Raw genomic sequence first — 23,587 nt, 5'->3', positions numbered from 1 at the left:
ACCGTCACAGCATGAGCTCCGATCGGCGCCGGGGGTTGATCCGTTCCCGCCAGACGCCCGCGAGGCCCGCGATCGCGAGGGTGGGCACGATGATGAACAGGCCGGGGAAGAGGGTGGGCCACCAGTCGCCCGCGAGCAGCGACCCACGGGCGCTCTGCACGAGCGTGCCGAGGCTCGCCTGGTGGGTGGGCAGTCCCAGGCCGAGGAACGACAGCGCGGACTCGTGCCAGATGGCGTGCGGCACCATCAGGACGGCGGCGAGCCCGGCCTGGGGCAGGACGCCGGGCAGCAGGTGCCTGACCGTGACGCGCAGCCGCGACGCGCCGCCGGAGATCGCCGCGTCGATGTAGGGCCGCGAGCGCAGGGAGAGCACTTCGGCGCGCACGATGCGGGCGGTGGAGAGCCAGTGCGTGAGCGCGACGGAGACGACGACGGGCCAGACGCCGGGCCGGAACATCGCGACGATGAAGATGCCGAGCAGCAGGTGCGGCACGGACGAGAAGATGTCGACGAGCCGCATCACGACCCGGTCCACCCAGCCTCCGGACGCGGCCGCGAGGGCGCCGACCGCCGTGCCGATAACGGTGGCGACGACGGCCGCGACGACGCCGACGAGCAGCGAGACGCGCAGCCCGTACACACAGCGGAGCAGCAGGTCGCGGCCGACGTCGTCGGTGCCGAAGGGGTGTTCCCAGGACGGCGGTTGCAGCTTCGCCGCCAGGTTCACGGCCTGCTCGTCGAGGTGGACGAGCGGCGGTACGACGAGGACGGCGAGGACGACCGCGGCGACGATCGCCGCCGAGGAACGCACCCGCCACGCGCGCGTGGAGCGGCGCGTGCCGCCCTGTGTGCGCCAGGCAAGGTCAGCCATCGAAACCCACCCTCGGATCGGCGAGGCCGTACAGGAGGTCGGCCACGAGATTGCCGAGCAGGACCGCGACCGTGGCGAGCGCGGTCAGCGCGGCGAGCAGCGGGAAGTCCACGGCGGTCGCGGCCTGCACGGTGGCCGCGGCGATCCCGGGCCAGCTGAAGACGGTCTCCACCAGGAGCGCCCCGGTGATCAGTTCGGGCACGCGCGAGCCGATGAGCGTGAGCACGGGCAGCATGCCGGAGCGCAGCGCGTGGCCGAGCAGGACGGTGCGCTCGGCGAGGCCACGCGCGCGTGCCCCGCGCACGGGGTCGTCACCGAGTGCGTCGCCGACTCCCTGGCGTACGTACAGGACGAACCAGGGAAGCTGCGAGATCGCCAGCACGCCCGCGGGCAGCACCAGATGGCTCGCGACCTGTCCGGCCGTCACGGTGGAGCTCGCGGTGTCGGTGAGGCCGCCCGAGGGCAGCGCGCCCAGTTTCAGCGCGAACAGCCACACGGCGAGCAGGCCGAGCCAGAACGGCGGCGCCGCTTCGAGCGTGTACGCGAGGGACGTCACGGCGCGGTCGAGCCAGCCGCCGGGACGGCGCGCGGCGAGCACGCCGAGGCCGGTGCCGAGCACGATCGCGACGAGGAACGCGGTGGCGGCGAGCAGCACGGACCAGCCGACGCGTTCGCCGATGACGTCGGCGACGGGCTGGCGCAGCGTGCTGGAGTTCCCGAGGTCACCGGTGAGGGCCGAGGTGAGCCAGTCCCACCACTGGCCGACCAGCGGCTTGTCGACGCCGAGGTTGGCGCGCAGCTGGTCGAGGTTGTCCTGCGACGCGGTGAGCCCCGCCGTGCCCGCGTACGCCTTGACCGGGTCGAAGGGCGAGGCGGCCGCGATGGCGAAGACGCCGAAGGTGACGACGAGCAGCACGGGCACGGCGAACAGCGCCCGCCGTGCCACGAGACGTGCCATCGGCCCCCAGGGGAGCCGGCGCGCGGCCGGCTGCCCCGGGGCCTTCGTTATCGCCGACGTCACTGCGTCGGCTGCCAGTCCTCGACGTTCCACCAGGGGCCGGAGGCCAGGCCGTGGTCGTGCGGTTCGACCTGGGTGCTCAGGTCGCCGAAGCGCTTGTCGGTGACGTAGAGGTGGTCGATGTGGGTGAGGAAGGTGTAGCCGGGGTTCTTCACCAGTTCGCGCTGGACGGTGTCGTACGCGGCCTGCCGGTCGGCGCGGTCGCCGCTCTTGCGGGCGTCCTCCAGGGCCTTGTCGACCTTGGCGTTGTCGTAGTGCGCCATGTTGTTGAAGCCGTCGCCCGCGAGGGAGGACTTCAGGAGCGTGTACTGGTCGAAGTCCGGGTCGGCCGGGGAGCCGCCGCCGCCGAGGACCGCGTCCTTGGGCATGAGGGGCTCGATGACCTCCCAGGTGCCGGACTGCACCTCGACCTTGATGCCGAGCTTCTTGGCGTCGGAGGCGTAGGCGAGGGCGTGGTCCTGGCGGAGCTTGTCGCCGGAGAGGTACCAGAGCGTGAACTTCGCCTTGACGCCGTCCTTCTCGCGGATCCCGTCGCCGCCCGGCTTCCACCCGGCGTCGTCGAGGATCTTCTTGGCCTTGCCCGCGTCGAACTTGCGCTCGGTGCCCTTGGTGAACCACGGGCTGTCGGTCGGGACGGGCCCGTAGGCCTCCTTGCCCGCGCCGTCCAGGATCGAGTCGACCATGGCCTTGCGGTTCACGCCGATGTCGAGGGCGCGGCGGACGGCGGTGTCGCCCGCGACCTTGTTGCCGGTGGGCAGGGTCACCACGCGGTAGTCGAAGGTCTTGGCGGCGTACGTCTTCTTGGAGTCGTCGCCCTCGTACTTCTTGGCGAGGTTGGGCGGCAGGATGGCGCCGTCGAGCTCACCGGCGTCGAGCCGGGTGGCGCGGACGTCGTCGTCCTTGATGATCGCCATCGTGAAGTTCTTGATCTTCGGCGTGCCGCCCCAGTAGTCGGGGTTGGCCTTGAAGGTCAGCTTGTCGTTCTTGGTCCACTTCACGAGCGTGTACGGGCCCGTGCCCACCGGCTTGGTGTTGAAGTCGCCGGTGTTCACGTCCTGCTTGCCCGCGATGTGCTCGGGCGCGATGGGCAGGACGGTGCGCTCGGCGAACGGCGCGTAGGGGTACTTGAGGTGGAAGACGACGGTGTCGTCGCCCTTGGCCTCGACTCTCTTCAGGGCGTCCAGCTCGGTCTTGGAGGCGTTGTTGGTCTTCTTGTCGAGGATGGTCTCGTACGTGAAGACGACGTCCTTGGCCGAGAAGGCCTTGCCGTCGCTGAACTTGACGCCCTTGCGCAGCGTGTACGTGTAGGTCTTGCCGTCGTCGGCGACCTTGGGCAGCTCGGCCGCGAGGGCGGGCTTGAGCTTCATGTCGGCGTCGTGCGTGAGCAGCCCGTCGAAGATCTTCGAGTTGCCGTCCTTGCCGTAGCCGAGGAGCGGGCTGAGGGTCTCCGGTTCGTACGCGATGCCGACGACCGCCGAGTCCTTGGCGCCGTCCCCACCGGCGCTGTCGCCCGGCGCCGAGCAGGCGGAGGCCGCGACGGCTATCGAGACGGCCGCTGCCAGTCCACCCGTGCCCCGTATCGATCGGGCCCTCATGCCCCACACCCCTACTGAAGATCAACCGTTGTTGCGAACAGCTCGCAATTATGCCTTACGTAATGGGGGCGTAAAACGCGCAGTCCGCACGCGGTACGTGCAGGCACCATCCAAGGCGCTTACGGCCGTCAGGCGCACGGCAGCCACGCTCCGCGGGGGCCGCATCCGGTGCGGCCCCTCGAAGTTGCCCGTTCGGGCACTCCTCTCTGCCCTCGGGCACCTGGCCCCCGCACGGCGTGCCCCCTATGCATGGAAGGACGTACGTCAGCGTGGGGAGAGGCATCTTGCACGAGCACGACAAGGCCCAGCGGCACGGCACCGAGCGCGGGCACACATCCGTGCGCAAGGCCGACGCCGAGACCGGCACACCCCGCGAGCGGCTCCTCGCCCTGCAGTCCGGCGCGGGCAACGCCGCCGTCGTGCAGCTGCTCCGCCGGGGCGGGCACCCCTCGGCACAGGAGCAGGAGCAGGAGCAGCACCGGCACGGCGCGGGGTGCGGGCACCAGGAGGCCGAGCGGCCCGCCGTGCAGCGCTCCGCCGTCCACGACGTCCTGCGCAGCGGCGGACGCCCGCTCGACGAGGGCACCCGCACCGACATGGAGGCCCGGCTCGGCGCGAACTTCTCCGACGTGCGCATCCACGACGACAGCGCCGCCAAGTCGTCGGCCGCCGAGGTCGGCGCCCGCGCCTACACCTCCGGGAACCACGTCGTCATCGGCGACGGCGGCAGCGACCGGCACACCCTCGCCCACGAGCTCACCCACGTCATCCAGCAGCGCAGCGGGCCCGTCGCCGGCACCGACCACGGCAACGGCCTGCGCATCTCCGACCCGTCGGACCGCTTCGAGCGCGAGGCCGAGAGCAACGCCCACCGAGTGCTCGCGGGCCCGGCCCCCGAGGCCCCGGTGGGCGACACGGACGTGCAGCGCGCGCCCGCCGCCGCGGGCCCGCACGCCGTGCAGCGGGTCGCCGACGCCCCCTGGCGGGCGTCGAGCGGCACCAGGATCCTGGACATCATCGTCGGTGGGGGCAACGACGCCGAGAGCCCCCGCCGGGTGCTCGGCGGCTTCGAGTTCGGCCCCGAGTGCCGCAACAACGGTGGCAACAACCTCATCTCCCGCCCCAAGACCGTCACCGTCAGCCACGAAGGGACGACCGCCCGACTGGCCGTGCATCTCAACGTGATGCTCGTCCTCGGCAACGAGACGGGGAACAGCGGCGCCTCGACGGTGAAGATCAAGGGCACGCACTTCCACCTGACCGCACGTCCGCTGGACGGCCAGAACCGCATCGACGACGCAGGGGCCTCGATCCTCACCGCCCAGGACTCCATCCACGTCGGACCGGGCAACGCGGAGGGTGGCTGGAACAACCGGCCCAGGAACACGGCCAGCCTCGCCGCGAGTGTCGGCCTGCCCGCCGACCGGATCGTCGACGCGCTCCAGGACCGCTACCCGGCCGGCGACACCGCGGCGATCGCGCAGCTGTTCGCACGGGATGCGGGCCGCGCCGTCATCCACGGCCTGAAGCCCGAGACGGTCACCGTGACCTGGGAGGGCGACAACTCCTTCCCCGTGTGACAGGTGTGACAGGTGTGGCAGGTCCCGTGCCGGGCCGCCGGAAGACGGCCCGGCACGGGCACGGGATGCTCAGGGAGCCCGCAGGTCCACCAGCTCCGCCAGCGCGTCGCGGTGCCTGCCTGCCGTGCCGAAGGCGATCGAGTCGGCCTTGGCGCGCTTCAGATACAGGTGTACGGGGTGTTCCCAGGTCATGCCGATGCCGCCGTGCAGCTGGAGTGCCTCCTCCGCGGCGTGCACCGCGACGGGCGCCGCGTAGGCCTGCGCGAGGGCGGCCGCGACCTCCGCGTCCGCGCTCGCGGTGGCCAGCGCGTCGGCCGCGTTCCGGGCTGCGGCACGGGTGTTGACGACTTCCAGCCACAGCTGGGCGAGCCGGTGCTTGAGCGCCTGGAAGGAGCCGACGGGCCGATTGAACTGGTGCCGTTCCTTGGTGTAGCGGACGGTCTCGGTCAAGCACCATTCGGCGAGGCCGAGTTGCTCGGAGGCCAGCAGCGCGGCGCCCGCCCGCAGCCCCCGGCGTACCGCCGCGTCGGCGTCCGGCGTCAGCACGCGCCCACGGGCCGCGTCGAAGGTGACGGTGGCGAGCGGCCGCGTCAGGTCGAGGGAGATCTGCGGGGTGACGGTGACGCCGTCCTGCGCGGTGTCGACCGCGTAGAGAGCGCCGTCGGCAGGGACGAGGAGGACGTCGGCTGCCGCGGCGTCCGCGATGCCGGTCAACTCGCCGTACAGGGTGCCCTCTTCGTGACGTACGTCCTTACGTACGTCCTTGAAGGGGGCGCCGGGAGCGACGGCGAGTCCCACCGCGAGCGCGCCCACCGTGCGTCCGGCGGCGAGCTGCCCGAGCAGCCCGGCGGCCTCGCTCCCCTGCCCGGTGCCGCAGGCAAGCAGCGTCTCGGTGGCGACGACGGCGCTGGTGAGATAGGGCACGGGCGCCACGGCGCGGCCCAACTCCTCCAGGACGACGGCCGCTTCGCGGTGCGTGGCGCCCTGGCCGCCGAGTTCCTCGGGCACCAGGAGTCCGGCGAGGCCCATGCCGTCGGTGAGCGCCTTCCACAGTTCGGGGTCGTGCGGGGCGTCGCTCTCGACGCGGGCGAGGACGGTGGCGGCGGCGCAGCGGTCGGCGAGCAGACCGCGCACGGCCGCGCGCAGTGCCTCTTCCTCTTCGGAGTAGAGCAGATCGGGCTGCGTGCTCTGGGTGCTCAACGGGCCAGGTCCTTCCAGGCGACGTCCTTGTCGGTGCGCGGCTCGGAGGGCAGGCCGAGGACGCGTTCGGCGACGATGTTCAGCAGCACCTCGCTGGTCCCGCCCTCGATGCTGTTGCCCTTGGACCGCAGATAGCGGTAGCCCGCGTCGCGGCCCACGAAGTCGACGAGCTCGGGCCGCCGCATCGTCCAGTCCTCGTACAACAGCCCTTCCTCGCCCATGAGTTCCACTTCCAGAGAGCTGATCTCCTGGTTGAGGCGGGCGAAGCCGAGCTTCATGCCGGAGCCCTCGGGGCCCGGCTGGCCCGCGACGAGCTGCTGGCGGAGCCGCTCGCCGGTGAGCCTGGCCACCTCGGCATCCACCCAGAGCTTCATCAGGCGCTGGTGCAGGTCGTGGGTGCGCAGGTCGGGGCGCTCGCGCCAGGTCTTCGCGACGGGGCCGATCATGCCTCCCTCGCGCGGGATCCGCATGCCGCCGATGGAGACGCGCTCGTTCATCAGGGTGGTCTGGGCGACCTTCCAGCCGTCGCCGACCTCGCCGAGCCGGTGCGCGTCGGGGATGCGTACGCCGGTGAGGAACACCTCGTTGAACTCGGCCTCGCCGGTGATCTGGCGCAGCGGCCGCACCTCGACGCCCGGGTCGGTCATGTCGCACACGAAGTACGTGATACCGCGGTGCTTCGGCGCGTCCGGGTCGGTGCGGGCGATGAGGATGGCCCAGCGGGCGAGGTGGGCGCTGGAGGTCCACACCTTCTGGCCGTCGATCACCCAGTCGTCGCCGTCCCGGACCGCGCGGGTGCCGAGCGCGGCCAGGTCGGATCCGGCTCCCGGCTCGCTGAAGAGCTGGCACCACACCTCGTCGCCGACCCAGAGGGGCCTGAGGAAGCGGCGCTTCTGCTCCTCCGTGCCGAAGCCGAGGATGGTCGGCGCGGCCATGCCCAGGCCGATGCCGATGCGGCGCGGGTCGTTGTCGGGGGCGCCCGCGGCCTCCAACTCGGCGTCCACGACGGCCTGGAGGGAGCGCGGCGCGCCGAGCCCGCCGAGCCCTTCGGGGTAGTGCACCCAGGCGAGTCCGGCGTCGAAGCGGGCCTTGAGGAAGTCCACGCGGTCCGTCGTGGCGGGCGAATGCGTGGCCAGCAACTCCTGGGTGCGGGCGCGCAGTTCGGCGGCGTCGGTCATGCGGCACCGCCGTGCGGCAGGACGGCGACCCGCCCGGTGGTGCTGCCGTCGGCGACGCGCTGCACGGCACCGGCCGCGCCCGCCATCGGCACCCGCTCGCTGACCAGCGGCTTGATGGCGCCCTTGGTGGCGAGTTCGGTCAGCTCCTGGTGGCAGCGCAGGATCGACCGCGGGTCCTTGGTGTTGTAGAGGCCCCAGTGCAGGCCCATGATCGAGTAGTTCTTCACCAGGGCGTGGTTGAGCGCGGGCGAGGGGATCGCGCCGCTCGCGAAGCCGACGACGACGATCCGGCCCTCGAAGGCCACGCACTTGGCGGACTTGGCGTAGGCGTCGCCGCCCACGGGGTCGTAGACGACGTCGGCGCCCCGGCCGCCGGTGGCTTCCTTCACGGCGCCGACGATGTCGTCGGCGCGCCGGTCGAGGACGAGGTCGCAGCCGAGTTCGCGCGCGACCTCCGCCTTCTCCGCGCCGCCGACGACGCCGATGACCTTGGCGCCCGCCGCCTTGCCGAGCTGGACGGCGGCGCTGCCGACGCCGCCCGCCGCCGCGTGCACCAGGAGCGTCTCGCCCTCCTGGAGGTGGGCGCGGCGGTGCAGGCCGAACCAGCCCGTCTGGTAGCCGATGTGCAGCGCGGCGGCCTCCGCGTCGTCGAGCGCGTCGGGCGCGGGCAGCAGGGCCGCGGCGTCCGCGAGCGCGTACTCGGCGAAGCCGCCGTACGGCAGCGCGGGGTTGGCGATCACACGCCTGCCGTCCTCGGTCTCGCCGCAGATCTCCACGCCGGGCGTGAACGGCAGCGGCGGCCTGATCTGGTACTGGCCCCGGCAGAGCAGCGCGTCGGGGAAGTTGACGTTCGCGGCGCGGACCTTCAGGAGCACCTGGCCCTCGGCCGGCTCGGGCCGGTCCACCTCCGCGAGGCGCATCACCTCGCCGGGCTCGCCGTTCTCGTGCACTTGCCATGCCTGCATGCGGGGCCTCCACGGGGGCTGTCGTAGACCGGGCTCCACCGCATACTAAGCGGTCGCTTGCCCCCAGGGGAACAGTTCGGGGGAAGCGTCAGTCCCCCTTCTCCTTGCGGGTGGGCCGCGCCCGCACATGCATCCGCTCGCCCTGCGGTCCGAACAGGCTGATGAACTCCGCTCCCCCGTCACCCGTGGCCCCGAACCAGTGCGGGACGCGGGTGTCGAACTCCGCCGCCTCCCCCGGGCCGAGCACCACGTCGTGATCACCGAGGATCAGCCGCAGCTTTCCGGAGAGGACGTACAGCCACTCGTATCCCTCGTGCGTCCTGGGGTCCGGGGCCGGGGTCGTGCGGGGCGGCTCGACCACCTTGTACGCCTGCAGGCCGCCGGGCTGCCGGGTGAGCGGAAGCATCGTGCGCCCGTGCCGGACGATCGGCTTCGCCCGTACGCGCGGATCACCCACCGGCGGGGCGCCGACCAGCTCGTCGAGGGGGACCTGGTGGGCGCGGGCGATGGGCAGCAGCAGCTCCAGGCTGGGCTTGCGGTGCCCCGACTCCAGGCGCGAGAGGGTGCTCACCGAGATGCCGGTCGCCGTGGAGAGCGCCGCGAGGGTGGCGCCGCGCTCCTTGCGGATGCGGCGCAGGCGCGGGCCGACCTCGGTGAGGACCTGATCCATCTCTTCGGGTGCGTCGGGCACGTCCGGCGCGCCCTGCGCCTCCGCCTCGCCCCGGCCGCCCCGGCCGCCCCGACTGTCCCGCCCGTCTCGCACTTCCCTCGTTCTGCTCATGCCGCCCATGATGACCCAGTTCTTGCAGTATCGGCAAGCATGCTTGTCGATATCGCACCACCTGAGTGAGGGTGAGGGTGGAGGTGGTCACCGTGACCCGGAAGAACATCGCGACCCCGAAGAACATCGCGGCCCCAAAGAACATGCAGGAGAACGCGTACGACGTCGTCGTCATCGGCGGCGGAGCGGCCGGGCTCAGCGCCGCGCTCGTGCTCGGCCGGTCGCGGCGCCGGGTCCTCGTCGTCGACGCGGGCGAACCGCGCAACGCGCCCGCCGCACACATGCAGGGCTACCTGTCGCGGGACGGCATGCCGCCCACCGAGTTCCTCGCCGCGGGGCGCGGGGAGCTCGCGCGGTACGGGGTGCGGGTCGCGCGGGACCGGGTGACCGCCGTGACGCCGGACGGCACAGGGGAGTTCACGCTCACCCTCGCGGACGGCGCCCCGGTGCACGCCCGCAGAGTGGTCCTCGCCACGGGCCTCGTCGACGAGCTGCCCGACCTGCCGGGACTCACCGAACGCTGGGGGCAGGACGTGCTGCACTGCCCGTACTGCCACGGGTGGGAGGTGCGGGACGAGGCGTTCGGGGTGCTCGCGTCGGAACCCTTCAACAGCCACCAGGCGCTGCTCGTCACCCAGTGGTCCAAGGACGTGACGCTCTTCCTGCACACCGTGCGGGACCTGCCCGACGCCGAGTGGGAACGCCTCGCGGCCGCCGGGGTCTCCGTGGTGGAGGGCGCGGTCGCGGGCCTGGAGGTCGCCGACGACCGCCTGACGGGCGTGCGGCTCGCCGACGGCCGGGTGTTCCCGCGCTCGGTCCTGTTCGTCGCCGCGAAGCCGGTGCCCCGCCCCGGCCTGCTCGCCACACTCGGCGCCGACACCAGGGACACCCCGTACGGCCCCTACCCGGCGATCGACGAGACGGGCCGCACCAGCGTCCCCGGCGTCTGGGCGGTCGGCAACGCCGCGAGCCCCATGGAGCAGGTCGTCAACGCGGCGAGCATGGGCTACCGCGCCGGCGTGACGATCAACGCGGAGCTGGTGATGGCGGACATCGACACGGCGGTGGAGCGGCGCCGGGCCGGGGCGTTCTCCGGGGAGGCCGAGGCGGCCGTGTCCCGGGCGGTACTGGGCGAGCGGGCGCACGGCCTCGCGGTGTAGGGATCAGCCCCAACTCCCCCACCGGCATGGAGCTTTGCCCCCATACGCGATATCGATGCGCAGACGACCGGACCGGGCCACCGGGCCCGTACGACGGAGGGACGCGCGCATGACGGACCGTACGGATGACACGGGGGCGGCGCGCCACGAGCCGGGATCGGGGAGCGGTGCGACGCGCCACGAGCCGGGAACGGAAGGCGGTGCGACGCCCCACGAGCCGAGAGCGGGAAGCGGTGCGCCCCACCGGCCGGGTGCGGAAAGCGGCACGACGCCCCACGAGTTGGGAACGGAAGGCGGGGCGACGCCCCACGAGCCAGGTTCGGAAGGCGGCACGACGCCCCACGAGCCGGGAACAGGAAGCGGCACGACACCCCACCAGCCGAGAACGGAAAGCCGCACGACACCCCACCGGCCGGGTACGGAAAGCCGCACGCCGCCCGGGCTGCCCGCCCCTCCCCCGCCGGGCGCGAGCGCGTTGCCAGGCGGAACGTTCGACGGGACGGTCGTCCTGGTCACCGGGGGCGGCACCGGACTCGGCAAGGCCGTCGCCGCGGAGTTCGCGCGGCTCGGTGCCGAGCTGGTGATCGCGAGCCGCAAGGAGGACCGGCTCGCGGCGGCGCGGGACGAACTCGCGGCGCTGGGCGGGCGGGTGACGGCCGTCGGGTGCGACATCCGGGACCCGGAGCGCGTCGCCGAGGTCTTCGACGCGGCCGTGGCCGCGCACGGCCTGCCGGACGTCCTGGTGAACAACGCGGCCGCGAACTTCCCCGTCCCCGCCGAGGACATGTCCCCGAACGCCTGGCGTTCGGTGGTGGACGCCACGCTCAACGGCACGTTCTACATGACGCGCGAGTTCGGCCGCCGCCACCTGGCCGCGCGCACCCCCGGCTCGGTCATCAGCATCGGTGCGTCGTACGCCTGGACGGGCGGCCCCGGCTTCGCGCACAGCGCAGCGGCCAAGGCGGGCGTGAAGAGCCTGGTGGAGAGCCTCGCCGTGGAGTGGGGACCGTACGGCATCCAGGTCAACGGCCTGGTGCCGGGCCTGATGCCGCACGACGACATGACGGCGGACATCCGCGGCAACCTCGACCGGGCCGCCGACAAGGACGCACGACAGCCCGCCCTGCGCGTCGGTCACCCCCGCGAACTGGGCTGGGCCGCCACGTTCCTGGCCTCCCCCTACGCCCGCTTCATCACCGGCCACACGCTGGTCGTCGACGGCGCGAACTGGCAGCGCCGCGCCCTGGTGAGCCCGCCGGTGGTGCCGGTGCGCGACCAGCTGGGCCGGGGCCCGTTCACCGGGTGAACTCCCCTCCCTGGACTCCCGCTTCCTGTACCTCCACTCCCCCCTCGAATACCTCTACTTCCCCTCGAACGACGGCCGCCGCCCCGCCGCCTTCGCCCCGTACCCCTCCCGGGAGTCCTCCGACGTGAGCGTGAGCGCCGCGTTCATCGCGACCCGGTCGAGCGCGCCCGCCATCCCCGCGTCGGCGTACGCGTCGATCCCGCGCTTGACGCCCTGCACGGCGAGCGGCGCGTTCGCGGCGATCTCGGCCGCCACCGCGCGGGCGGTCTTCGCCAATTCGCCGACCGGTACGACCTGTTGGAGCAGACGCAAGCGTTCCGCCGTCGGCGCGTCGATGCGGCGTCCGGTGAGCGCGAGGAGCTTGGCCCAGCCCGCACCCGCCTCGCGCGCGACGCGCAGATCGCCGCCCGCGTCCACGGCGACGCCCAGCTGCGCCTCGGGCAGCGCGAACACGGCGTCGTCCGCGGCGATCCGCACGTCCGCCATCAGGGCGAGCTCGAAGCCGAAGCCGAGGCAGTATCCCTGCACGGCCGCGACGACCGGCTGCGGCAGCTCGGCGAAGGTGCGGAAGCGCTCATGCACCCAGCGCATCGCCTCGTAGTAGTTGCGGGTGCGCTCGGCGCCTGAGCGGCCCGTGATCGCGCCGCCCGGTGCCGTGATGTCGATGCCCGCGCAGAACGCCCGGCCCTCCGCGCGCAGCAGCACCGCCCTGATCGAGTCGTCGAAGCGGATCCGGTCGGCGAACAGGCCGAGTTGGCGGGTGGACTCCCAGCTCCAGGCGTTGAGCTTGCGGGGACGGCAGAGGGTGAGGATGCCGATGCCGTCCTCCACGTCGAGGCGCAGCCGCTCCTCGCCGTCCCGGATGTCCGTGCCGATCGTGTCGATCATCGGGCCCCAGCTCCTTCACGGGTCACCGTTTCTGATGGGCCGTCAGAGTAGGGGCGGCGGCCCGCCGGTTGAAGACACCGGGGACCGCCGTCCGGGAGACGCGGCGTCTAGCGGCCGAAGACCTCGAACGCCACCGCGGGCCGTCCGCCGAAGCGCGGCGCCACCGACTCCGCGTTGCCGAGGAGGAACGTCCGGCAGTACTTCTCCGGGTCCTCGTCCGTCAACGCCTCGATGTAGGTGCGGTGTTCGAGCAGGGAGAGCACGGAGCGTTCGAGACCGGCCGTGGCGTCCGCCGCGTGGGTGGGCGTCGCGGAGCCCGCCACGGCGACCCAGCGCACCCCGTTCCACGGTTCGAGGCCCTGTTCCTCGATCAGTTCGGGGAAGATCCAGCGGTTGCCCGCGTCCGCCGCCGCGTCGAGCGTGGCGCGGCCGACCGCGACATGGTCGGGGGTGTTCCAGGCGACACCGCCCCAGGTGTCGCGGTGGTTGAGGGTGATGACGAGTTCGGGGCGGTGTCTGCGGATCGCGGCGGCGATGTCGCGGCGCAGCGCCGTGCCGTACTCGATCACGCCGTCCTTGTGGTCGAGGAACTCCACGGTGTCGACGCCGACGACGGCCGCGCTCGCCCGCTGCTCCCGCTCGCGCAGCGGCCCGCACGTGGCCGGGTCGATCGTGTCGATACCGGCCTCGCCGCGGCTCGCCAGGAGATAGGCGACCTCGCGCCCGCCGTCGATCCATCCGGCGATCGCCGCCGAGCAGCCGTACTCCAGGTCGTCGGGGTGGGCGACGACGGCGAGCGCCCGCTGCCAGTCCTCGGGCATGGGGGTGAGCTGGGCGGGCACGGAACTCTGCGGCTCTGTCATGATCCTCAGACTAGCTTCAGGGTCTGACAACGGGCAGGTCCCGAGCCGCCCTTCAGCGGCTTCCGCCTCACGCCTCCCCGCGCGCCAGCGCCAGCAGCCGCCCGAGCACGCGCGGTCCCCCGGCCCGCAGCCCGTCGTGCTCGAACTCGTCCGTGACCCAGGTGCGCAGGCCGCGGATGGCGCGGGCGGTGGTCAGGGAGTGGTCGCGGTCGACGTACATGTCGTCGTGGTAGATCGAGGCGGCGGCGGGCACCTCGTTCGCCGCGAGGCGCGCGGGGTCGTAGAGCCGCGGCCAGTCGGTGCGCGCGGCGAGCAGGTCGGCGGTCTCGCGCAGCGGGCGCAGGGCGGGGTCGCTGTCGAACATCCAGCGCTGCACGGCCTCGCCGGTGAAGAGCAGCGGTGCGTCGCCCGCGAGGCTCTTCTCCCCGTCGAACTGCGGGAATTCATCGCGTACGCGCTCGGCGGCCCAGGCGGTGGGCCGCTCACCCTGGCCGTAGATCGCCTCGTGCAGGACGGCGAAGAGCGGGTTGCCCGCGTAGGAGAGTTCGGTGCGCACGTTCTCCTGGAACGCGTCGGAGAGCGTGCTCCCCGCGGGCGTCCGTACGAAGGCGTCCTCCAGGAGGTAGTGCAGACGGTGGCTGCCGTCACTCATGCCGAGCAGCATGCCGAGCGACTGGAAGGCGGGGACGGTGAGCCGGTAGCCGCCGGGCAGGACCGTCTCGTGCTCGGCGAGGTGCGCGGCGATGCGGCGGGCGCGCTCGACGTCCTGCGGGTAACGGGCGTAGTGGGCCGCGCTCTTGCACTCCATCCGCGGGTACGCGGCGCGGTACACGTCGTCCGCGTGCCCTTCGAGCGTGGGCAGACCGCCGGTGATGATCGCGGTGTGCAGGCCTTCAGGGGCGTACGAGAGGTAGTGCGTCGCGCAGAATCCGCCGAAGCTCTGGCCGAGGACGGTCCAGGGGGCGCCGCCCGTCACCTCGGGGCGGATCGCCTCGCAGTCGCGCACGATGGAGTCGGCGCGGAACAGGGCAAGGTAGTCGGCCTGTTCGCGGGGGCCGCCGCGCAGCGGGAGCGTCTGGCGGTTGGCGGGCGTGGAGCTGCCCGTGCCGCGCTGGTCTACGAGGAGCACCCGGAAGTCCTGAAGGGCGCGGCCGAGCCAGGACTCCTTGCCGTTGAAACGGGTCGCACCGAAGCCGGGGCCGCCCGTGAGGTACACCAGCCACGGCAGGCCCGCGCCGCCGCGGGCGGTGGACACCACCTCGCGGGCGAAGACCTCGATGCGCTCCCCCGCCGGTTCGTCGTGGTCGAGCGGCACGCTGAAACGGCGGTCGGTGAGGACGACTCCGGGCTGACGGTACGTGACGGTCAAGGCTGCTCCTGGGCAAGGTCGCGCACGGGCGACGTGACGGGCACGGGACGATCGCCCCAGTTCAGCACATGCGGCGCCGGGCCGGGCGTGGGGGCGTGCGGTCAGCGGACCGGCAGGCTGGAGCGGCGCACCACCAGCTCGGGCGTGAGCACCACCCGCCGGTGCTCGTGCGCCGCGTCCCGGGACTCGGTCTCCTGAAGGAGCAGTTCCGCGGCCATCGCGCCCATGGTGACGGCGGGCTGGCGCACGGAGGTGAGCGGCACCACGGCGGCCGCCGCGAACTCGATGTCGTCGTAGCCGACGATCGCCACGTCCTCGGGGACGCGCACCCCGGCCGCGTACATCGCCTGGAGCACGCCGAGCGCGAGCAGGTCGTTGGCGCAGAAGACGGCGGTGGGCCGCTCGGCGAGGCCGAGTATGCGGGCGCCCGCGTCGCGGCCCGCGGCCACGTCGAGCCGCTCGGTGGGCAGCTCCCGCAGCAACGAGTGGTCGAGGCCCGCTTCGGCGAGCGCCTGGAGCGCCCCGCCGCGGCGGTCCTTGACCTGGTTGAGTCCGGGCGGCCCGCTGACGTACGCGATGCTGCGGTGCCCCGCGTCGACGAGGTGGCGGACCGCGAGCGCACCGCCCATGACGTCGTCGACGGAGACGGAACACTCGGTGGTGCCCTCGGCGACGCGGTCGACGAGGACGAACGGGATGCCGTGCCTGCGGAAGGCCTCGATGTTGCGTCCCGTCGCGTCGGCCGGGGTCAGCAGCACGCCGCGGACCCGCTGTTCGGCGAAGAGCGACAGATAGTCGGCCTCTTCGGAGACGCTCTGGCCGCTGTTGCAGACCATGACGCACAGCCCCGCGTCGCGCGCGGCGCGCTCGGCGCCCCGTGCGACGTCCGCGAAGAACGGGTTGCCCATGTCGAGGACGAGCAGCGCCATGATGCGGCTGCGTCCCGCGCGCAGTTGGCGTGCCGACTCGCTGCGGACGTAGCCGAGCCTGTCGATGGCCGCCTGCACCCGGTGCCTGGTCCCTTGGGAGACCGTGTCCGGGCGGTTGATCACGTTCGACACGGTGCCGACCGACACCCCCGCATGTTTCGCCACGTCTTTGATCCCGACCATGCGTTCCCGGCGCTCCATCCCGCTGTGCGGCCGTCACCGGCCGTGATGACCAGCCTACTTAAGGCTCAGAGCTCGAAGCCCTCGACGGTGCCGTTCTCCACATACTGCCGCATGTCGTTCGGGGTGCCGAGGCCGGTCAGCCCGACCTTGCCCTCGTGGCCGAGCTGTTCGCCGAGCAGCCGCACCTGGTGGGCGGTGGCGTCACAACACGCTCCTGTGCCAACTGGCCGCGGACGCCTGCGGCCTGCCCCTCCTGGCGACTCCCGTAAAGCCGCGCGCCCGCGTACCCTGCACCCATCCGATGATCGACGAGGAGGAACCCGCGATGCGTGTCGCCCTGTTCCTGACCTGTGTCAACGACACGCTCTATCCGAACACGGGCCGTGCGGTGGTGAAACTGCTGACCAGGCTGGGAGTTGAGGTCGACTTCCCGAGGGCGCAGACCTGTTGCGGGCAGGCCCACTACAACACCGGATATCGCCATCAGGCGGAGCCGCTCGCCCGGCATTTCTCCGATGTATTCGGTTCGGACGCGTACGACGCGATCGTGACGCCGTCCGGTTCGTGCGGGGCGATGGTCCGCGAGCTGTACCCCCGCATGGGGGAGCGGGCCCGCGCGGAGGGCCGGGGCGGCGGCCTCGCCGAGGCGCTCGCCCCCGTGGTGCCCAAGACCTACGAACTCACCGAGTTCCTGGTGGATGTCCTCGGCGTCACGGACGTCGGCGCGTACTACCCGCACAAGGTCACCTACCACCCGACCTGCCACGGCCTGCGCGCCCTCGGTCTCGGCGACCGGCCGACCCGACTGCTCGCCGCGGTCAGGGGACTTGAGCTCGTGGAGCTGCCGGGCGCCGAGGAGTGCTGCGGCTTCGGCGGCACGTTCGCCGTGAAGAACTCCGATGTCTCGGCGGCGATGGGCACGGACAAGGTGCGCAACGCCGAGTCCACGGGAGCCGAAGTGCTGTGCGCCGCCGACAACTCCTGCCTCATGCACATCGGCGGCACCGCGGCCCGGCTGCGCACGGCGGTGCGTCCCGTCCACATCGCGGAGATCCTGGCCGGCACGGAAGAGGAGGCCCTGTCATGAGCGGTGGCACATTCGTCGGCATGCCCGCGTTCCCCCCGCCCGCGCCCCCTGCGTTCCCAGCAGCCGCGCGCGAGGCCGTCGGCGACACCAGGCTGCGCGCCAACCTGCGGCACGCGACGCACACCATCCGCGACAAGCGGGCCCGCGCCGTCGCCGAGCTGGACGACTGGGCGCGGCTGCGGGAGGCCGGAAAGCAGATCAAGGACCACACGCTGCGCCATCTGGACCGCTATCTGGTGCAGTTGGAGGAGGCGGTCGTGCGCGCCGGGGGCACCGTCCACTGGGCGGCCGACGCCGACGAGGCCAACCGCATCGTCACCGGCCTTGTCAAGGCGACGGGCGAGCGCGAGGTCGTCAAGGTCAAGTCGATGGCCACGCAGGAGATCGGTCTCAACGAAGCCCTTGAGGCCGAGGGCATCCACGCCTACGAGACCGACCTCGCCGAGCTCATCGTGCAGCTGGGCAAGGACCGCCCCTCGCACATCCTGGTCCCCGCGATCCACCGCAATCGCGGCGAGATCCGCGACATCTTCCGCAAGGAGATGGCCGGTTGGGGCCGCCCCGCGCCGGAGGGCCTGACCGACACGCCCGCCGAGCTCGCCGAGGCGGCCCGGCTGCACCTGCGCGAGAAGTTCCTGCGCGCCAAGGTCGGCATCTCCGGGGCGAACTTCATGGTCGCCGAGACCGGCACCCTGGTCGTCGTGGAGTCGGAGGGCAACGGCCGGATGTGCCTGACCCTCCCCGAGACCCTGATCTCCGTGGTCGGCATCGAGAAGACCGTCCCGACCTGGCGCGACCTGGAGGTGTTCCTGCAGACGCTGCCGCGCTCCTCGACGGCCGAGCGCATGAACCCGTACACCTCGATGTGGACGGGCACGACCGACGCCGAGACGGCCGACGGCCCCCGCACCTTCCATCTGGTCCTCCTCGACAACGGCCGCACCGACACCCTCGCCGACGAGGTGGGCCGCCAGGCCCTGCGCTGCATCCGCTGCTCGGCCTGCCTCAATGTGTGCCCGGTGTACGAGCGGGCGGGCGGGCACGCGTACGGCTCGGTGTATCCGGGCCCGATCGGCGCGATCCTCAGCCCGCAACTCCGGGGCACGCAGAGCGAGATCGACGCGTCGCTCCCGTACGCATCCTCGCTCTGCGGCGCCTGCTACGAGGTGTGCCCGGTCGCCATCGACATCCCCGAGGTCCTTGTGCATCTGCGCGAGCGGGTCGTCCAGGGCGGCGAGGCCACCAGGAACGGCACGAAGGTCATGCTGAAACCCGCGAAGGGGCACGCGGCGGAGCGGGCGGCGATGCGCGCGGCGGGCCTCGCGTTCGCCCGTCCCGGTGCGCTGCGCGCGGGCCAGCGCATCGTGTCGCGCACCCGCAGGTTCCATCCGCGCACGCTTCCCGGTCCCGGGCGGGCCTGGAGCGCCACGCGGGACCTGCCGAAGGTCCCCGCGGAGTCGTTCCGCGACTGGTGGCAGCGGACGGACGGCGGCAGGCACAGCGGGAAGGGCGGCGGCAAGTGAGCAGCAGGGACCGGATCCTGGGCCGGGTGCGGCGGGCGCTCGCCGACGTGCCGGACGACGACATCGCGTACGAGAGGTCGGTGGACCGCGGTTATGCGCGCGAGCACGGCGACCGCACCCTCGAAGAGACCGTCGACCTGCTCGCGGAGAACCTCGCGGACTACCGCGCGATCGTCCACCGCTGCACGGCCGACGAGCTGTCGGACCTGCTGATGCGGCTGTACGCGACGCGCGGCGCCCAGAGCGTGCTCGTGCCGCCGGGGCTGCCGCCGCACTGGCTCGCGGCCGCCGACCCGGTGCGGATCCACGACCGGGCGGCCAGCACCCCGCACGACCTCGACCGGGTCGACAGCGTCATCACGGGCTGCGCGCTCGCCATCGCCGAGACCGGCACGATCGTCCTCGACGGCTCCCCCGACCAGGGCCGCCGCCGCATCACCCTGGTGCCCGACCACCACATCTGTGTCGTACGGGTCCCCGGCCAGGTCGTCGCCTCGGTGCCGCAGGCCCTCGAACGGCTGGACCCGGCCCGCCCGCTGACCTGGATCTCGGGACCGTCCGCGACCAGCGACATCGAGCTGGACCGCGTCGAGGGGGTGCACGGTCCGCGCACTCTCGAGGTCGTCCTGGTGAGCGGGGAGTGAGCCGCGCGGCTAGCGTGAACACATGATCCGGTTCGAGCAGGTGACCAAGCGCTACCCGGACGGCACGACGGCCGTGGACGATCTGTCCTTCGAGGTCGCCGAGGGCGAACTGGTCACCCTCGTCGGCCCCTCCGGCTGCGGCAAGACCACGACGATGATGATGGTGAACCGTCTCATCGAACCGACGTCGGGCCGCATCTTCGTGAACGACGAGAACATCGCCGACATCGACCCGGTGCGCCTGCGCCGCCGCATCGGCTACGTCATCCAGCAGGTGGGCCTCTTCCCGCACCGGACCATCCTGGACAACACGGCGACCGTCCCCGCACTCGTCGGCTGGAAGAAGGCGAAGGCGCGGGCCCGCGCCGCCGAACTGCTCGACCTGGTGGGCCTGGACCCGAAGACGTACGGCTCCCGCTACCCCGAGCAGCTCTCCGGCGGCCAGCGCCAGCGCGTCGGCGTGGCCCGCGCCCTCGCGGCCGATCCGCCGGTGCTCCTGATGGACGAGCCGTTCGGCGCGGTCGACCCGGTGGTGCGCGAGCAGTTGCAGGACGAGTTCCTGCGGATGCAGGCGGCCGTCCGCAAGACCGTCCTGCTCGTCACGCACGACATCGAGGAGGCGGTCAGGCTCGGCGACCGCATCGCGGTGTACGGGCAGGGGCGCATCGAGCAGTTCGACACCCCGGGAGCGGTGCTCGGGGCGCCCGAGACGCCGTACGTCGCCGAGTTCGTGGGCGCCGACCGCGGCCTGAAGCGCCTCTCCGTCACCGAGATCCAGTCCGACGACCTGGAGGAGCCGCCGCTCGCCCGTCTCGACGAGCCCGCCGCGCAGGCCGCGGCCCGGCTGCGCGAGGAGGAGGCCCGCTGGGCGGTCGTCCTCGACGCGGACGGCGATCTGCACGGCTGGGTCGGCGTCGACGAGGTGGCCCTGGCCGGCGCGGGCGGCACGGTCGGCGACCTGGCCCACCGCATGAACTCCTGGGTCCCGGTCGGCGCCCCCCTCAAGCAGGCCTTCGGCGTGATGCTCCAGCACGACGCGGGCTGGGTCGCGGTGCTCGACGGTGCGCGGTTCCTCGGCGTCCTCACCCCGGCCAAACTCCACGAGGCGCTGCGCCGCTCGGTGGACGCGGACGCGCAGGGCGTTGCACGGGACCAGGTGGAGTTCGACTCGGTCGCTGACGCGTAGGGGCTCCGCCGACGGTGCTTCGTCTGCAGGTGCGTCGTGACTTGTCGCGCCCACGCGGCGGAGCCGCACATGTCACAGCCCCGCGCCCCTGACGGGGCGCTACAGCAGCCCCTTGCTGTGCAAGTAGGCCTGGGCCACGTCCTCCGGCAGCCGCCGCCAACTGTCCACCTGCTCGTTCATGGACGCCAAGTCCTCCGTCGTGAGGACGGCATTGAGCCGCCCAAGCGCAGCCGCAACGCCCTCGCTGCCCGCCCGGGCCCGGTTCACCACCGGCACGATGTAGTCGGCGTTCTGCAGATGCTTGTCGTCCTCCAGCAGCACGAGCCCGAAGTCATCGAGAGTCGCGTCCGTCGATGTGGTCAGGACCAACTGGTCCTGACCACTCTGAACGGCCTTCTTGGCCTGCGTCGTACCGACACCCTTGGGGTCGACCCCGGTGACGTCGATGCCGTACACCTTCTTCAACCCCGGGGCACAGTAAGGACGTTGCACGCACTCGTCGCCCGCGGCGAGCCGCACCTTCAGGCCCGATTTCCCGAGGTCGCTGAGGGTCTTGAGCCGGTGCTGCGCGGCGTAGGACGCGGCGACGGCGAAGGCGTTCTGGTCGACCGCCTTGCCGGGATCGAGGACGGTGAGGCCGCGCGGAGTGGCGAGCGTGCGCAGGGCCTTCATGGTGGTGGCGAGGTCGGGCGAGCCGACGGGCGGCGCGTCGGCGCCGTTCTTCTTGGCGTTCAGCCAGTCCGCGAAGGTCGCCGCGTATTCGGGGACGACGTCGATCTGGCCGGATTCCAGGGCGGGTTCGTAGAGCTCGCGGTTGGCCACGGACAGGATTTCCGCGCCGTATCCGGCCTTCTTCAGGAGCAGCATGTACATCTGGGCGAGCAGGTCGCTCTCGGTGAATCCGGCCGAGCCGACGACGAGGTGCTTGCTGTCGCCCGGGGGCGCGGTGACCTCGCCCCTGTTCTCCAGGGACGGCCCGCTCGTGCAGCCCGTCGCCACGGCGAGCAGCAGCACGGCCGCCGCCGCGCGCCGCCTCATCCGGCCCTCCCCCGCGCCCTTGCCCACCCGGGCGCGAGCCGTTCGACCGCCTCGAAGACGCCCTCGACGAGCAGGGCGAACACGGCGACGAGCACCGCGCCCGCCACCACCTGGGCGGTGCTCGCCAGGTTGAAGCCCGCCGTGATGATGCGGCCGAGCCCGCCGCCGCCCGCGAGCGCGGCGATGGTGGCGGTGGCGACGAGCTGCACGGCGGCGATGCGGACCCCGTTGAGCACCAGCGGCAGTGCGAGCGGCAGTTCGACCCGCCACAGCATCTGCCGTCCGGTCATCCCCATGCCGCGCGCCGCCTGCACGACGCTGCGGTCGACGCCGCGCATCCCGACGTACGCGTTGGTGAGCAGCGGCGGTACGGCGAACAGGACCAGGGCGACGACGGTCGGGCCTTCGCCCCATGTGCCGAGCGGGGTGAGGAGCAGCAGGACGAGCACCGCGAAGGTCGGCACCGCGCGCCCGACGTTGGAGATGTTCACGGCGAGCGCGCCGCCCTTGCCGAGGTGGCCGAGGACGAGGGCGATCGGCAGGGCGATCAGGCAGCTGAGCAGCAGGCAGACGACGGTGAGGACGAGGTGCTGGGTGAGCCGGTGCCAGATGCCGTCGTCGCCCGCCCAGTGCGCGGAGTCGGTGAGCCACGCCCAGGCGTCGCCGAGCGTCTTCATGAGCGCACCGCCCTCATCCAGGGGGTGAGGAGGCGTTGTACGCCGAGCAGCAGCAGGTCGGCGGCGATCGCGATGACGACGCAGAGCACGGACGCGGTGAGCACCTGGGCCCTGAAGTAGGTGTTCATGCCCGCGTAGATCAGATTGCCGAGGCCGCCGAAGCCGACGATCGCGCCGACGGTGACGAGGGAGACCGCGGAGACGGTGGCGATGCGCAGGCCCGCCATGGCGGCGGGCAGAGCGAGCGGGAGTTCCACGGTGAGCAGCAGGCGGATCGGCCCGTAGCCCATGCCGCGGGCGGCCTGCCGGGTGTCCTCGGGGACGGCGCGCAGCCCGGCGAGGATGTTCCGAACGAGCAGGGTGAGCGAGTAGAGGACGAGCCCCGCGACGACGAGTGAGGCGGAGAGGCCGTACACGGGGAGCAGCAGCGAGAACATCGCGAGTGAGGGGATCGTGTACAGGATCGTGGTGAGCGCGAGCACGGGGCCCGCGGCCCAGCCCCAGCGGCGGGCGAGCACGGCGAGCGGCACGGCGACGACGAGTGCGATGAGCACGGAGACGGCGGTCAGCTGGAGGTGCTGGAGGACCGCGTCGATCAGGATCTGGCGGCGGGTGCTCAGATACTCACCGCAGATCCACTCGTTGCGCGCGAGGCAGTCGTCGGGGGGCGCGGTCACTCGTCCATTCAAGGCCGGAGTGCCGGGGCCCGGCGCGTTGTGGTGACCCGTACGGGGCCGACCCTGAGACACGACCCTGAGACATCCCCGATCTCTCCCTGAGATGTGTCAGGAATCTTTGACACGTCTCCAGGTGCGTGTCAGCGTTTCTTGACAGGCACCGAGGAGAGAGGCGCCGATGGCCGAGGAACCGGTTCCGGAGCCGACGGGCGACGAGCTTCTGAAGGCGCTCACCGCCCTGGGCAATCCGCACCGCATGCGGATCGTCGCCGCGCTCACCGAGCGCCGCAACTACGTCAGCGCGCTGGCCCGCGAGATCGGCATGGGCCGCCCGCTGCTGCACATGCATCTGAAGCTGCTCGAAGGGGCGGGTCTTGTCATCGGTTCGCTCGAGGTGAGCGAGGACGGAAGGAACATGAGGTACTACGAAGTGGCGCCGTTCCTCTACGAGTTGACGCCTCAGCTCGTCCACCGGGCGGTCCTGACCCTCACCGACACCCGGGAGAAGTCCGGGGCATCCGTGGAACCCACGACATCCGTGAAAGAGGAAGCGAAGTGAACGGAGAACTGGTGACGCTGGCCGACGGCGGCGCGGGCGACTGGGCGGGCGCGGTCGGCGCGGGCGGGGTCTTTCTCCTGCTGATCGTCATCGTCTGGCAGATAGCCGCCACCTGGCGGGCCCGGATGCTCGCCGCCCGCGAGGAGCAGTACAGGCAGCTCGCCACGAAGTACGCGCAGCTGCTTGAAGACAATGTCGAACTGCACCGGCGCTCGATCGAGGAGATGCGGCAGACCCGAAAGGAGCTGACGCAGACCCGGCACACGGTCGGCTCGATGGAGAAGATGATGCGCGAGATCGAATAGCCCGG

The 23,587-nt window shown here is 72.1% G+C and carries 23 protein-coding genes; 9 read left to right on the top strand and 14 right to left on the bottom strand.

What is annotated here, in order from left to right; translation table 11 throughout:
* Window positions 1-4: 4 nt before the first annotated feature.
* Genes ACFWZ2_RS11425 through ACFWZ2_RS11415 form a run of 3 tightly spaced genes read right to left on the bottom strand, consistent with a single transcriptional unit; the run spans window position 5 to window position 3,484 of the window.
* Window positions 5-871: an ABC transporter permease gene (locus ACFWZ2_RS11425; RefSeq protein WP_384544808.1), complete on the bottom strand. Its 867-nt coding sequence runs from the start codon at window positions 869-871 to the stop codon at window positions 5-7.
* Window positions 864-1,829: an ABC transporter permease gene (locus ACFWZ2_RS11420; RefSeq protein ID WP_384544806.1), complete on the bottom strand. Its 966-nt coding sequence runs from the start codon at window positions 1,827-1,829 to the stop codon at window positions 864-866. The genes ACFWZ2_RS11425 and ACFWZ2_RS11420 overlap by 8 nt, the downstream gene beginning before the upstream one ends.
* A 59-nt stretch (window positions 1,830-1,888) precedes the next feature.
* The gene (locus tag ACFWZ2_RS11415; protein ID WP_384544804.1) at window positions 1,889-3,484 is read right to left on the bottom strand and encodes an ABC transporter substrate-binding protein; all 1,596 of its coding nucleotides are present in this window, start codon (window positions 3,482-3,484) and stop codon (window positions 1,889-1,891) included.
* A 284-nt stretch (window positions 3,485-3,768) separates the two neighbouring features.
* On the opposite strand from ACFWZ2_RS11415, the gene ACFWZ2_RS11410 reads away from it, so the two are divergent.
* Window positions 3,769-5,064 (top strand): DUF4157 domain-containing protein, encoded by a 1,296-nt coding sequence (locus tag ACFWZ2_RS11410; protein ID WP_384544802.1) that lies wholly within the window; start codon window positions 3,769-3,771, stop codon window positions 5,062-5,064.
* 69 nt (window positions 5,065-5,133) lie between these two features.
* On the opposite strand, the gene ACFWZ2_RS11405 is transcribed toward ACFWZ2_RS11410, so the two are convergent.
* The 4 genes from ACFWZ2_RS11405 to ACFWZ2_RS11390 form a co-directional block, all read right to left on the bottom strand.
* Window positions 5,134-6,264 (bottom strand): acyl-CoA dehydrogenase family protein, encoded by a 1,131-nt coding sequence (locus tag ACFWZ2_RS11405; RefSeq protein WP_384544800.1) that lies wholly within the window; start codon window positions 6,262-6,264, stop codon window positions 5,134-5,136.
* Entirely contained in the window at window positions 6,261-7,442 is a 1,182-nt protein-coding gene (locus ACFWZ2_RS11400; protein WP_384544798.1) for an acyl-CoA dehydrogenase family protein, read from the bottom strand. Before ACFWZ2_RS11400 ends, ACFWZ2_RS11405 begins: the two co-directional genes overlap by 4 nt.
* A complete protein-coding gene (locus ACFWZ2_RS11395; RefSeq protein WP_384544796.1) occupies window positions 7,439-8,407 on the bottom strand; it encodes an NADPH:quinone oxidoreductase family protein in 969 nt (322 codons plus the stop codon). The genes ACFWZ2_RS11400 and ACFWZ2_RS11395 overlap by 4 nt, the downstream gene beginning before the upstream one ends.
* Window positions 8,408-8,495: 88 nt before the next feature.
* The gene (locus ACFWZ2_RS11390) at window positions 8,496-9,077 is read right to left on the bottom strand and encodes a helix-turn-helix domain-containing protein (protein ID WP_384544871.1); all 582 of its coding nucleotides are present in this window, start codon (window positions 9,075-9,077) and stop codon (window positions 8,496-8,498) included.
* Between the two features lie 254 nt (window positions 9,078-9,331).
* On the opposite strand from ACFWZ2_RS11390, the gene ACFWZ2_RS11385 reads away from it, so the two are divergent.
* Together ACFWZ2_RS11385 and ACFWZ2_RS11380 are read left to right on the top strand one after the other, a co-directional pair.
* A complete protein-coding gene (locus ACFWZ2_RS11385; RefSeq protein ID WP_384544870.1) occupies window positions 9,332-10,348 on the top strand; it encodes an NAD(P)/FAD-dependent oxidoreductase in 1,017 nt (338 codons plus the stop codon).
* Between the two features lie 475 nt (window positions 10,349-10,823).
* Window positions 10,824-11,654, top strand: a complete 831-nt coding sequence (locus ACFWZ2_RS11380; RefSeq protein WP_384544794.1) for an SDR family oxidoreductase — start codon at window positions 10,824-10,826, stop codon at window positions 11,652-11,654.
* 54 nt (window positions 11,655-11,708) lie between these two features.
* Here ACFWZ2_RS11380 and ACFWZ2_RS11375 read toward each other — a convergent pair whose 3' ends face one another.
* The 4 genes from ACFWZ2_RS11375 to ACFWZ2_RS11360 form a co-directional block, all read right to left on the bottom strand.
* Window positions 11,709-12,542, bottom strand: coding sequence for an enoyl-CoA hydratase/isomerase family protein (locus ACFWZ2_RS11375; RefSeq protein ID WP_384544792.1), 834 nt, complete (start codon window positions 12,540-12,542; stop codon window positions 11,709-11,711).
* A gap of 107 nt (window positions 12,543-12,649) precedes the next feature.
* A complete protein-coding gene (locus tag ACFWZ2_RS11370) occupies window positions 12,650-13,405 on the bottom strand; it encodes a PIG-L deacetylase family protein (protein ID WP_384544790.1) in 756 nt (251 codons plus the stop codon).
* 67 nt (window positions 13,406-13,472) lie between these two features.
* Window positions 13,473-14,774 carry an alpha/beta fold hydrolase gene (locus ACFWZ2_RS11365; RefSeq protein ID WP_384544788.1) on the bottom strand — a complete coding sequence of 434 codons (1,302 nt, stop codon included), beginning with the start codon at window positions 14,772-14,774 and terminating at the stop codon, window positions 13,473-13,475.
* Window positions 14,775-14,875: 101 nt separating this feature from the next.
* A complete protein-coding gene (locus tag ACFWZ2_RS11360) occupies window positions 14,876-15,886 on the bottom strand; it encodes a LacI family DNA-binding transcriptional regulator (RefSeq protein ID WP_384544786.1) in 1,011 nt (336 codons plus the stop codon).
* A 325-nt stretch (window positions 15,887-16,211) separates the two neighbouring features.
* On the opposite strand from ACFWZ2_RS11360, the gene ACFWZ2_RS11355 reads away from it, so the two are divergent.
* The 4 genes from ACFWZ2_RS11355 to ACFWZ2_RS11340 are packed head-to-tail and all read left to right on the top strand — an operon-like array spanning window position 16,212 to window position 20,326.
* Window positions 16,212-16,973: a (Fe-S)-binding protein gene (locus tag ACFWZ2_RS11355; RefSeq protein ID WP_384544869.1), complete on the top strand. Its 762-nt coding sequence runs from the start codon at window positions 16,212-16,214 to the stop codon at window positions 16,971-16,973.
* On the top strand, window positions 16,970-18,496 hold the full coding sequence (locus tag ACFWZ2_RS11350) for a LutB/LldF family L-lactate oxidation iron-sulfur protein (protein WP_384544784.1): 1,527 nt from the start codon (window positions 16,970-16,972) through the stop codon (window positions 18,494-18,496). Before ACFWZ2_RS11355 ends, ACFWZ2_RS11350 begins: the two co-directional genes overlap by 4 nt.
* Window positions 18,493-19,140: a lactate utilization protein C gene (locus tag ACFWZ2_RS11345; protein ID WP_384544782.1), complete on the top strand. Its 648-nt coding sequence runs from the start codon at window positions 18,493-18,495 to the stop codon at window positions 19,138-19,140. The genes ACFWZ2_RS11350 and ACFWZ2_RS11345 overlap by 4 nt, the downstream gene beginning before the upstream one ends.
* Window positions 19,141-19,162: 22 nt before the next feature.
* On the top strand, window positions 19,163-20,326 hold the full coding sequence (locus ACFWZ2_RS11340) for a betaine/proline/choline family ABC transporter ATP-binding protein (protein WP_384544780.1): 1,164 nt from the start codon (window positions 19,163-19,165) through the stop codon (window positions 20,324-20,326).
* A 99-nt stretch (window positions 20,327-20,425) separates the two neighbouring features.
* On the opposite strand, the gene ACFWZ2_RS11335 is transcribed toward ACFWZ2_RS11340, so the two are convergent.
* From ACFWZ2_RS11335 to ACFWZ2_RS11325, 3 genes are read right to left on the bottom strand one after another with little or no spacing between them, the layout of a single operon-like run.
* Window positions 20,426-21,364 carry an ABC transporter substrate-binding protein gene (locus ACFWZ2_RS11335; protein ID WP_384544778.1) on the bottom strand — a complete coding sequence of 313 codons (939 nt, stop codon included), beginning with the start codon at window positions 21,362-21,364 and terminating at the stop codon, window positions 20,426-20,428.
* Window positions 21,361-22,041, bottom strand: coding sequence for an ABC transporter permease (locus ACFWZ2_RS11330; RefSeq protein WP_384544776.1), 681 nt, complete (start codon window positions 22,039-22,041; stop codon window positions 21,361-21,363). The genes ACFWZ2_RS11335 and ACFWZ2_RS11330 overlap by 4 nt, the downstream gene beginning before the upstream one ends.
* Window positions 22,038-22,718, bottom strand: coding sequence for an ABC transporter permease (locus ACFWZ2_RS11325; RefSeq protein ID WP_384544774.1), 681 nt, complete (start codon window positions 22,716-22,718; stop codon window positions 22,038-22,040). Before ACFWZ2_RS11325 ends, ACFWZ2_RS11330 begins: the two co-directional genes overlap by 4 nt.
* A gap of 178 nt (window positions 22,719-22,896) precedes the next feature.
* Here ACFWZ2_RS11325 and ACFWZ2_RS11320 point away from each other — a divergent pair, with 178 nt between their 5' ends.
* Together ACFWZ2_RS11320 and ACFWZ2_RS11315 are read left to right on the top strand one after the other, a co-directional pair.
* Window positions 22,897-23,277 carry an ArsR/SmtB family transcription factor gene (locus ACFWZ2_RS11320; RefSeq protein WP_384544772.1) on the top strand — a complete coding sequence of 127 codons (381 nt, stop codon included), beginning with the start codon at window positions 22,897-22,899 and terminating at the stop codon, window positions 23,275-23,277.
* Complete coding sequence (locus ACFWZ2_RS11315) at window positions 23,274-23,582, top strand: hypothetical protein (RefSeq protein ID WP_384544770.1); 309 nt, start codon at window positions 23,274-23,276, stop codon at window positions 23,580-23,582. The genes ACFWZ2_RS11320 and ACFWZ2_RS11315 overlap by 4 nt, the downstream gene beginning before the upstream one ends.
* The last annotated feature ends 5 nt before the right edge of the window (window positions 23,583-23,587 follow it).

Source organism: Streptomyces sp. NPDC059002 (genome assembly GCF_042740435.1).
In the GTDB taxonomy this organism is placed as follows: Bacteria; Actinomycetota; Actinomycetes; order Streptomycetales; family Streptomycetaceae; genus Streptomyces.
This window is presented reverse-complemented; position numbering and strand designations above follow the sequence as displayed.

Excerpts from the sequence above, each read along its gene's own strand:
- ACFWZ2_RS11395 (WP_384544796.1), bottom strand. The coding sequence starts at position 8,407 with ATGCAGGCATGGCAAGTGCACGAGAACGGCGAGCCCGGCGAGGTGATG.
- ACFWZ2_RS11375 (WP_384544792.1), bottom strand. The coding sequence starts at position 12,542 with ATGATCGACACGATCGGCACGGACATCCGGGACGGCGAGGAGCGGCTG.
- ACFWZ2_RS11400 (WP_384544798.1), bottom strand. The coding sequence starts at position 7,442 with ATGACCGACGCCGCCGAACTGCGCGCCCGCACCCAGGAGTTGCTGGCC.
- ACFWZ2_RS11425 (WP_384544808.1), bottom strand. The coding sequence starts at position 871 with ATGGCTGACCTTGCCTGGCGCACACAGGGCGGCACGCGCCGCTCCACG.
- ACFWZ2_RS11320 (WP_384544772.1), top strand. The coding sequence starts at position 22,897 with ATGGCCGAGGAACCGGTTCCGGAGCCGACGGGCGACGAGCTTCTGAAG.
- ACFWZ2_RS11370 (WP_384544790.1), bottom strand. The coding sequence starts at position 13,405 with ATGACAGAGCCGCAGAGTTCCGTGCCCGCCCAGCTCACCCCCATGCCC.
- ACFWZ2_RS11350 (WP_384544784.1), top strand. The coding sequence starts at position 16,970 with ATGAGCGGTGGCACATTCGTCGGCATGCCCGCGTTCCCCCCGCCCGCG.
- ACFWZ2_RS11360 (WP_384544786.1), bottom strand. The coding sequence starts at position 15,886 with ATGGTCGGGATCAAAGACGTGGCGAAACATGCGGGGGTGTCGGTCGGC.
- ACFWZ2_RS11390 (WP_384544871.1), bottom strand. The coding sequence starts at position 9,077 with ATGGATCAGGTCCTCACCGAGGTCGGCCCGCGCCTGCGCCGCATCCGC.
- ACFWZ2_RS11420 (WP_384544806.1), bottom strand. The coding sequence starts at position 1,829 with ATGGCACGTCTCGTGGCACGGCGGGCGCTGTTCGCCGTGCCCGTGCTG.
- ACFWZ2_RS11415 (WP_384544804.1), bottom strand. The coding sequence starts at position 3,484 with ATGAGGGCCCGATCGATACGGGGCACGGGTGGACTGGCAGCGGCCGTC.
- ACFWZ2_RS11385 (WP_384544870.1), top strand. The coding sequence starts at position 9,332 with ATGCAGGAGAACGCGTACGACGTCGTCGTCATCGGCGGCGGAGCGGCC.
- ACFWZ2_RS11355 (WP_384544869.1), top strand. The coding sequence starts at position 16,212 with ATGCGTGTCGCCCTGTTCCTGACCTGTGTCAACGACACGCTCTATCCG.
- ACFWZ2_RS11340 (WP_384544780.1), top strand. The coding sequence starts at position 19,163 with ATGATCCGGTTCGAGCAGGTGACCAAGCGCTACCCGGACGGCACGACG.
- ACFWZ2_RS11335 (WP_384544778.1), bottom strand. The coding sequence starts at position 21,364 with ATGAGGCGGCGCGCGGCGGCGGCCGTGCTGCTGCTCGCCGTGGCGACG.
- ACFWZ2_RS11330 (WP_384544776.1), bottom strand. The coding sequence starts at position 22,041 with ATGAAGACGCTCGGCGACGCCTGGGCGTGGCTCACCGACTCCGCGCAC.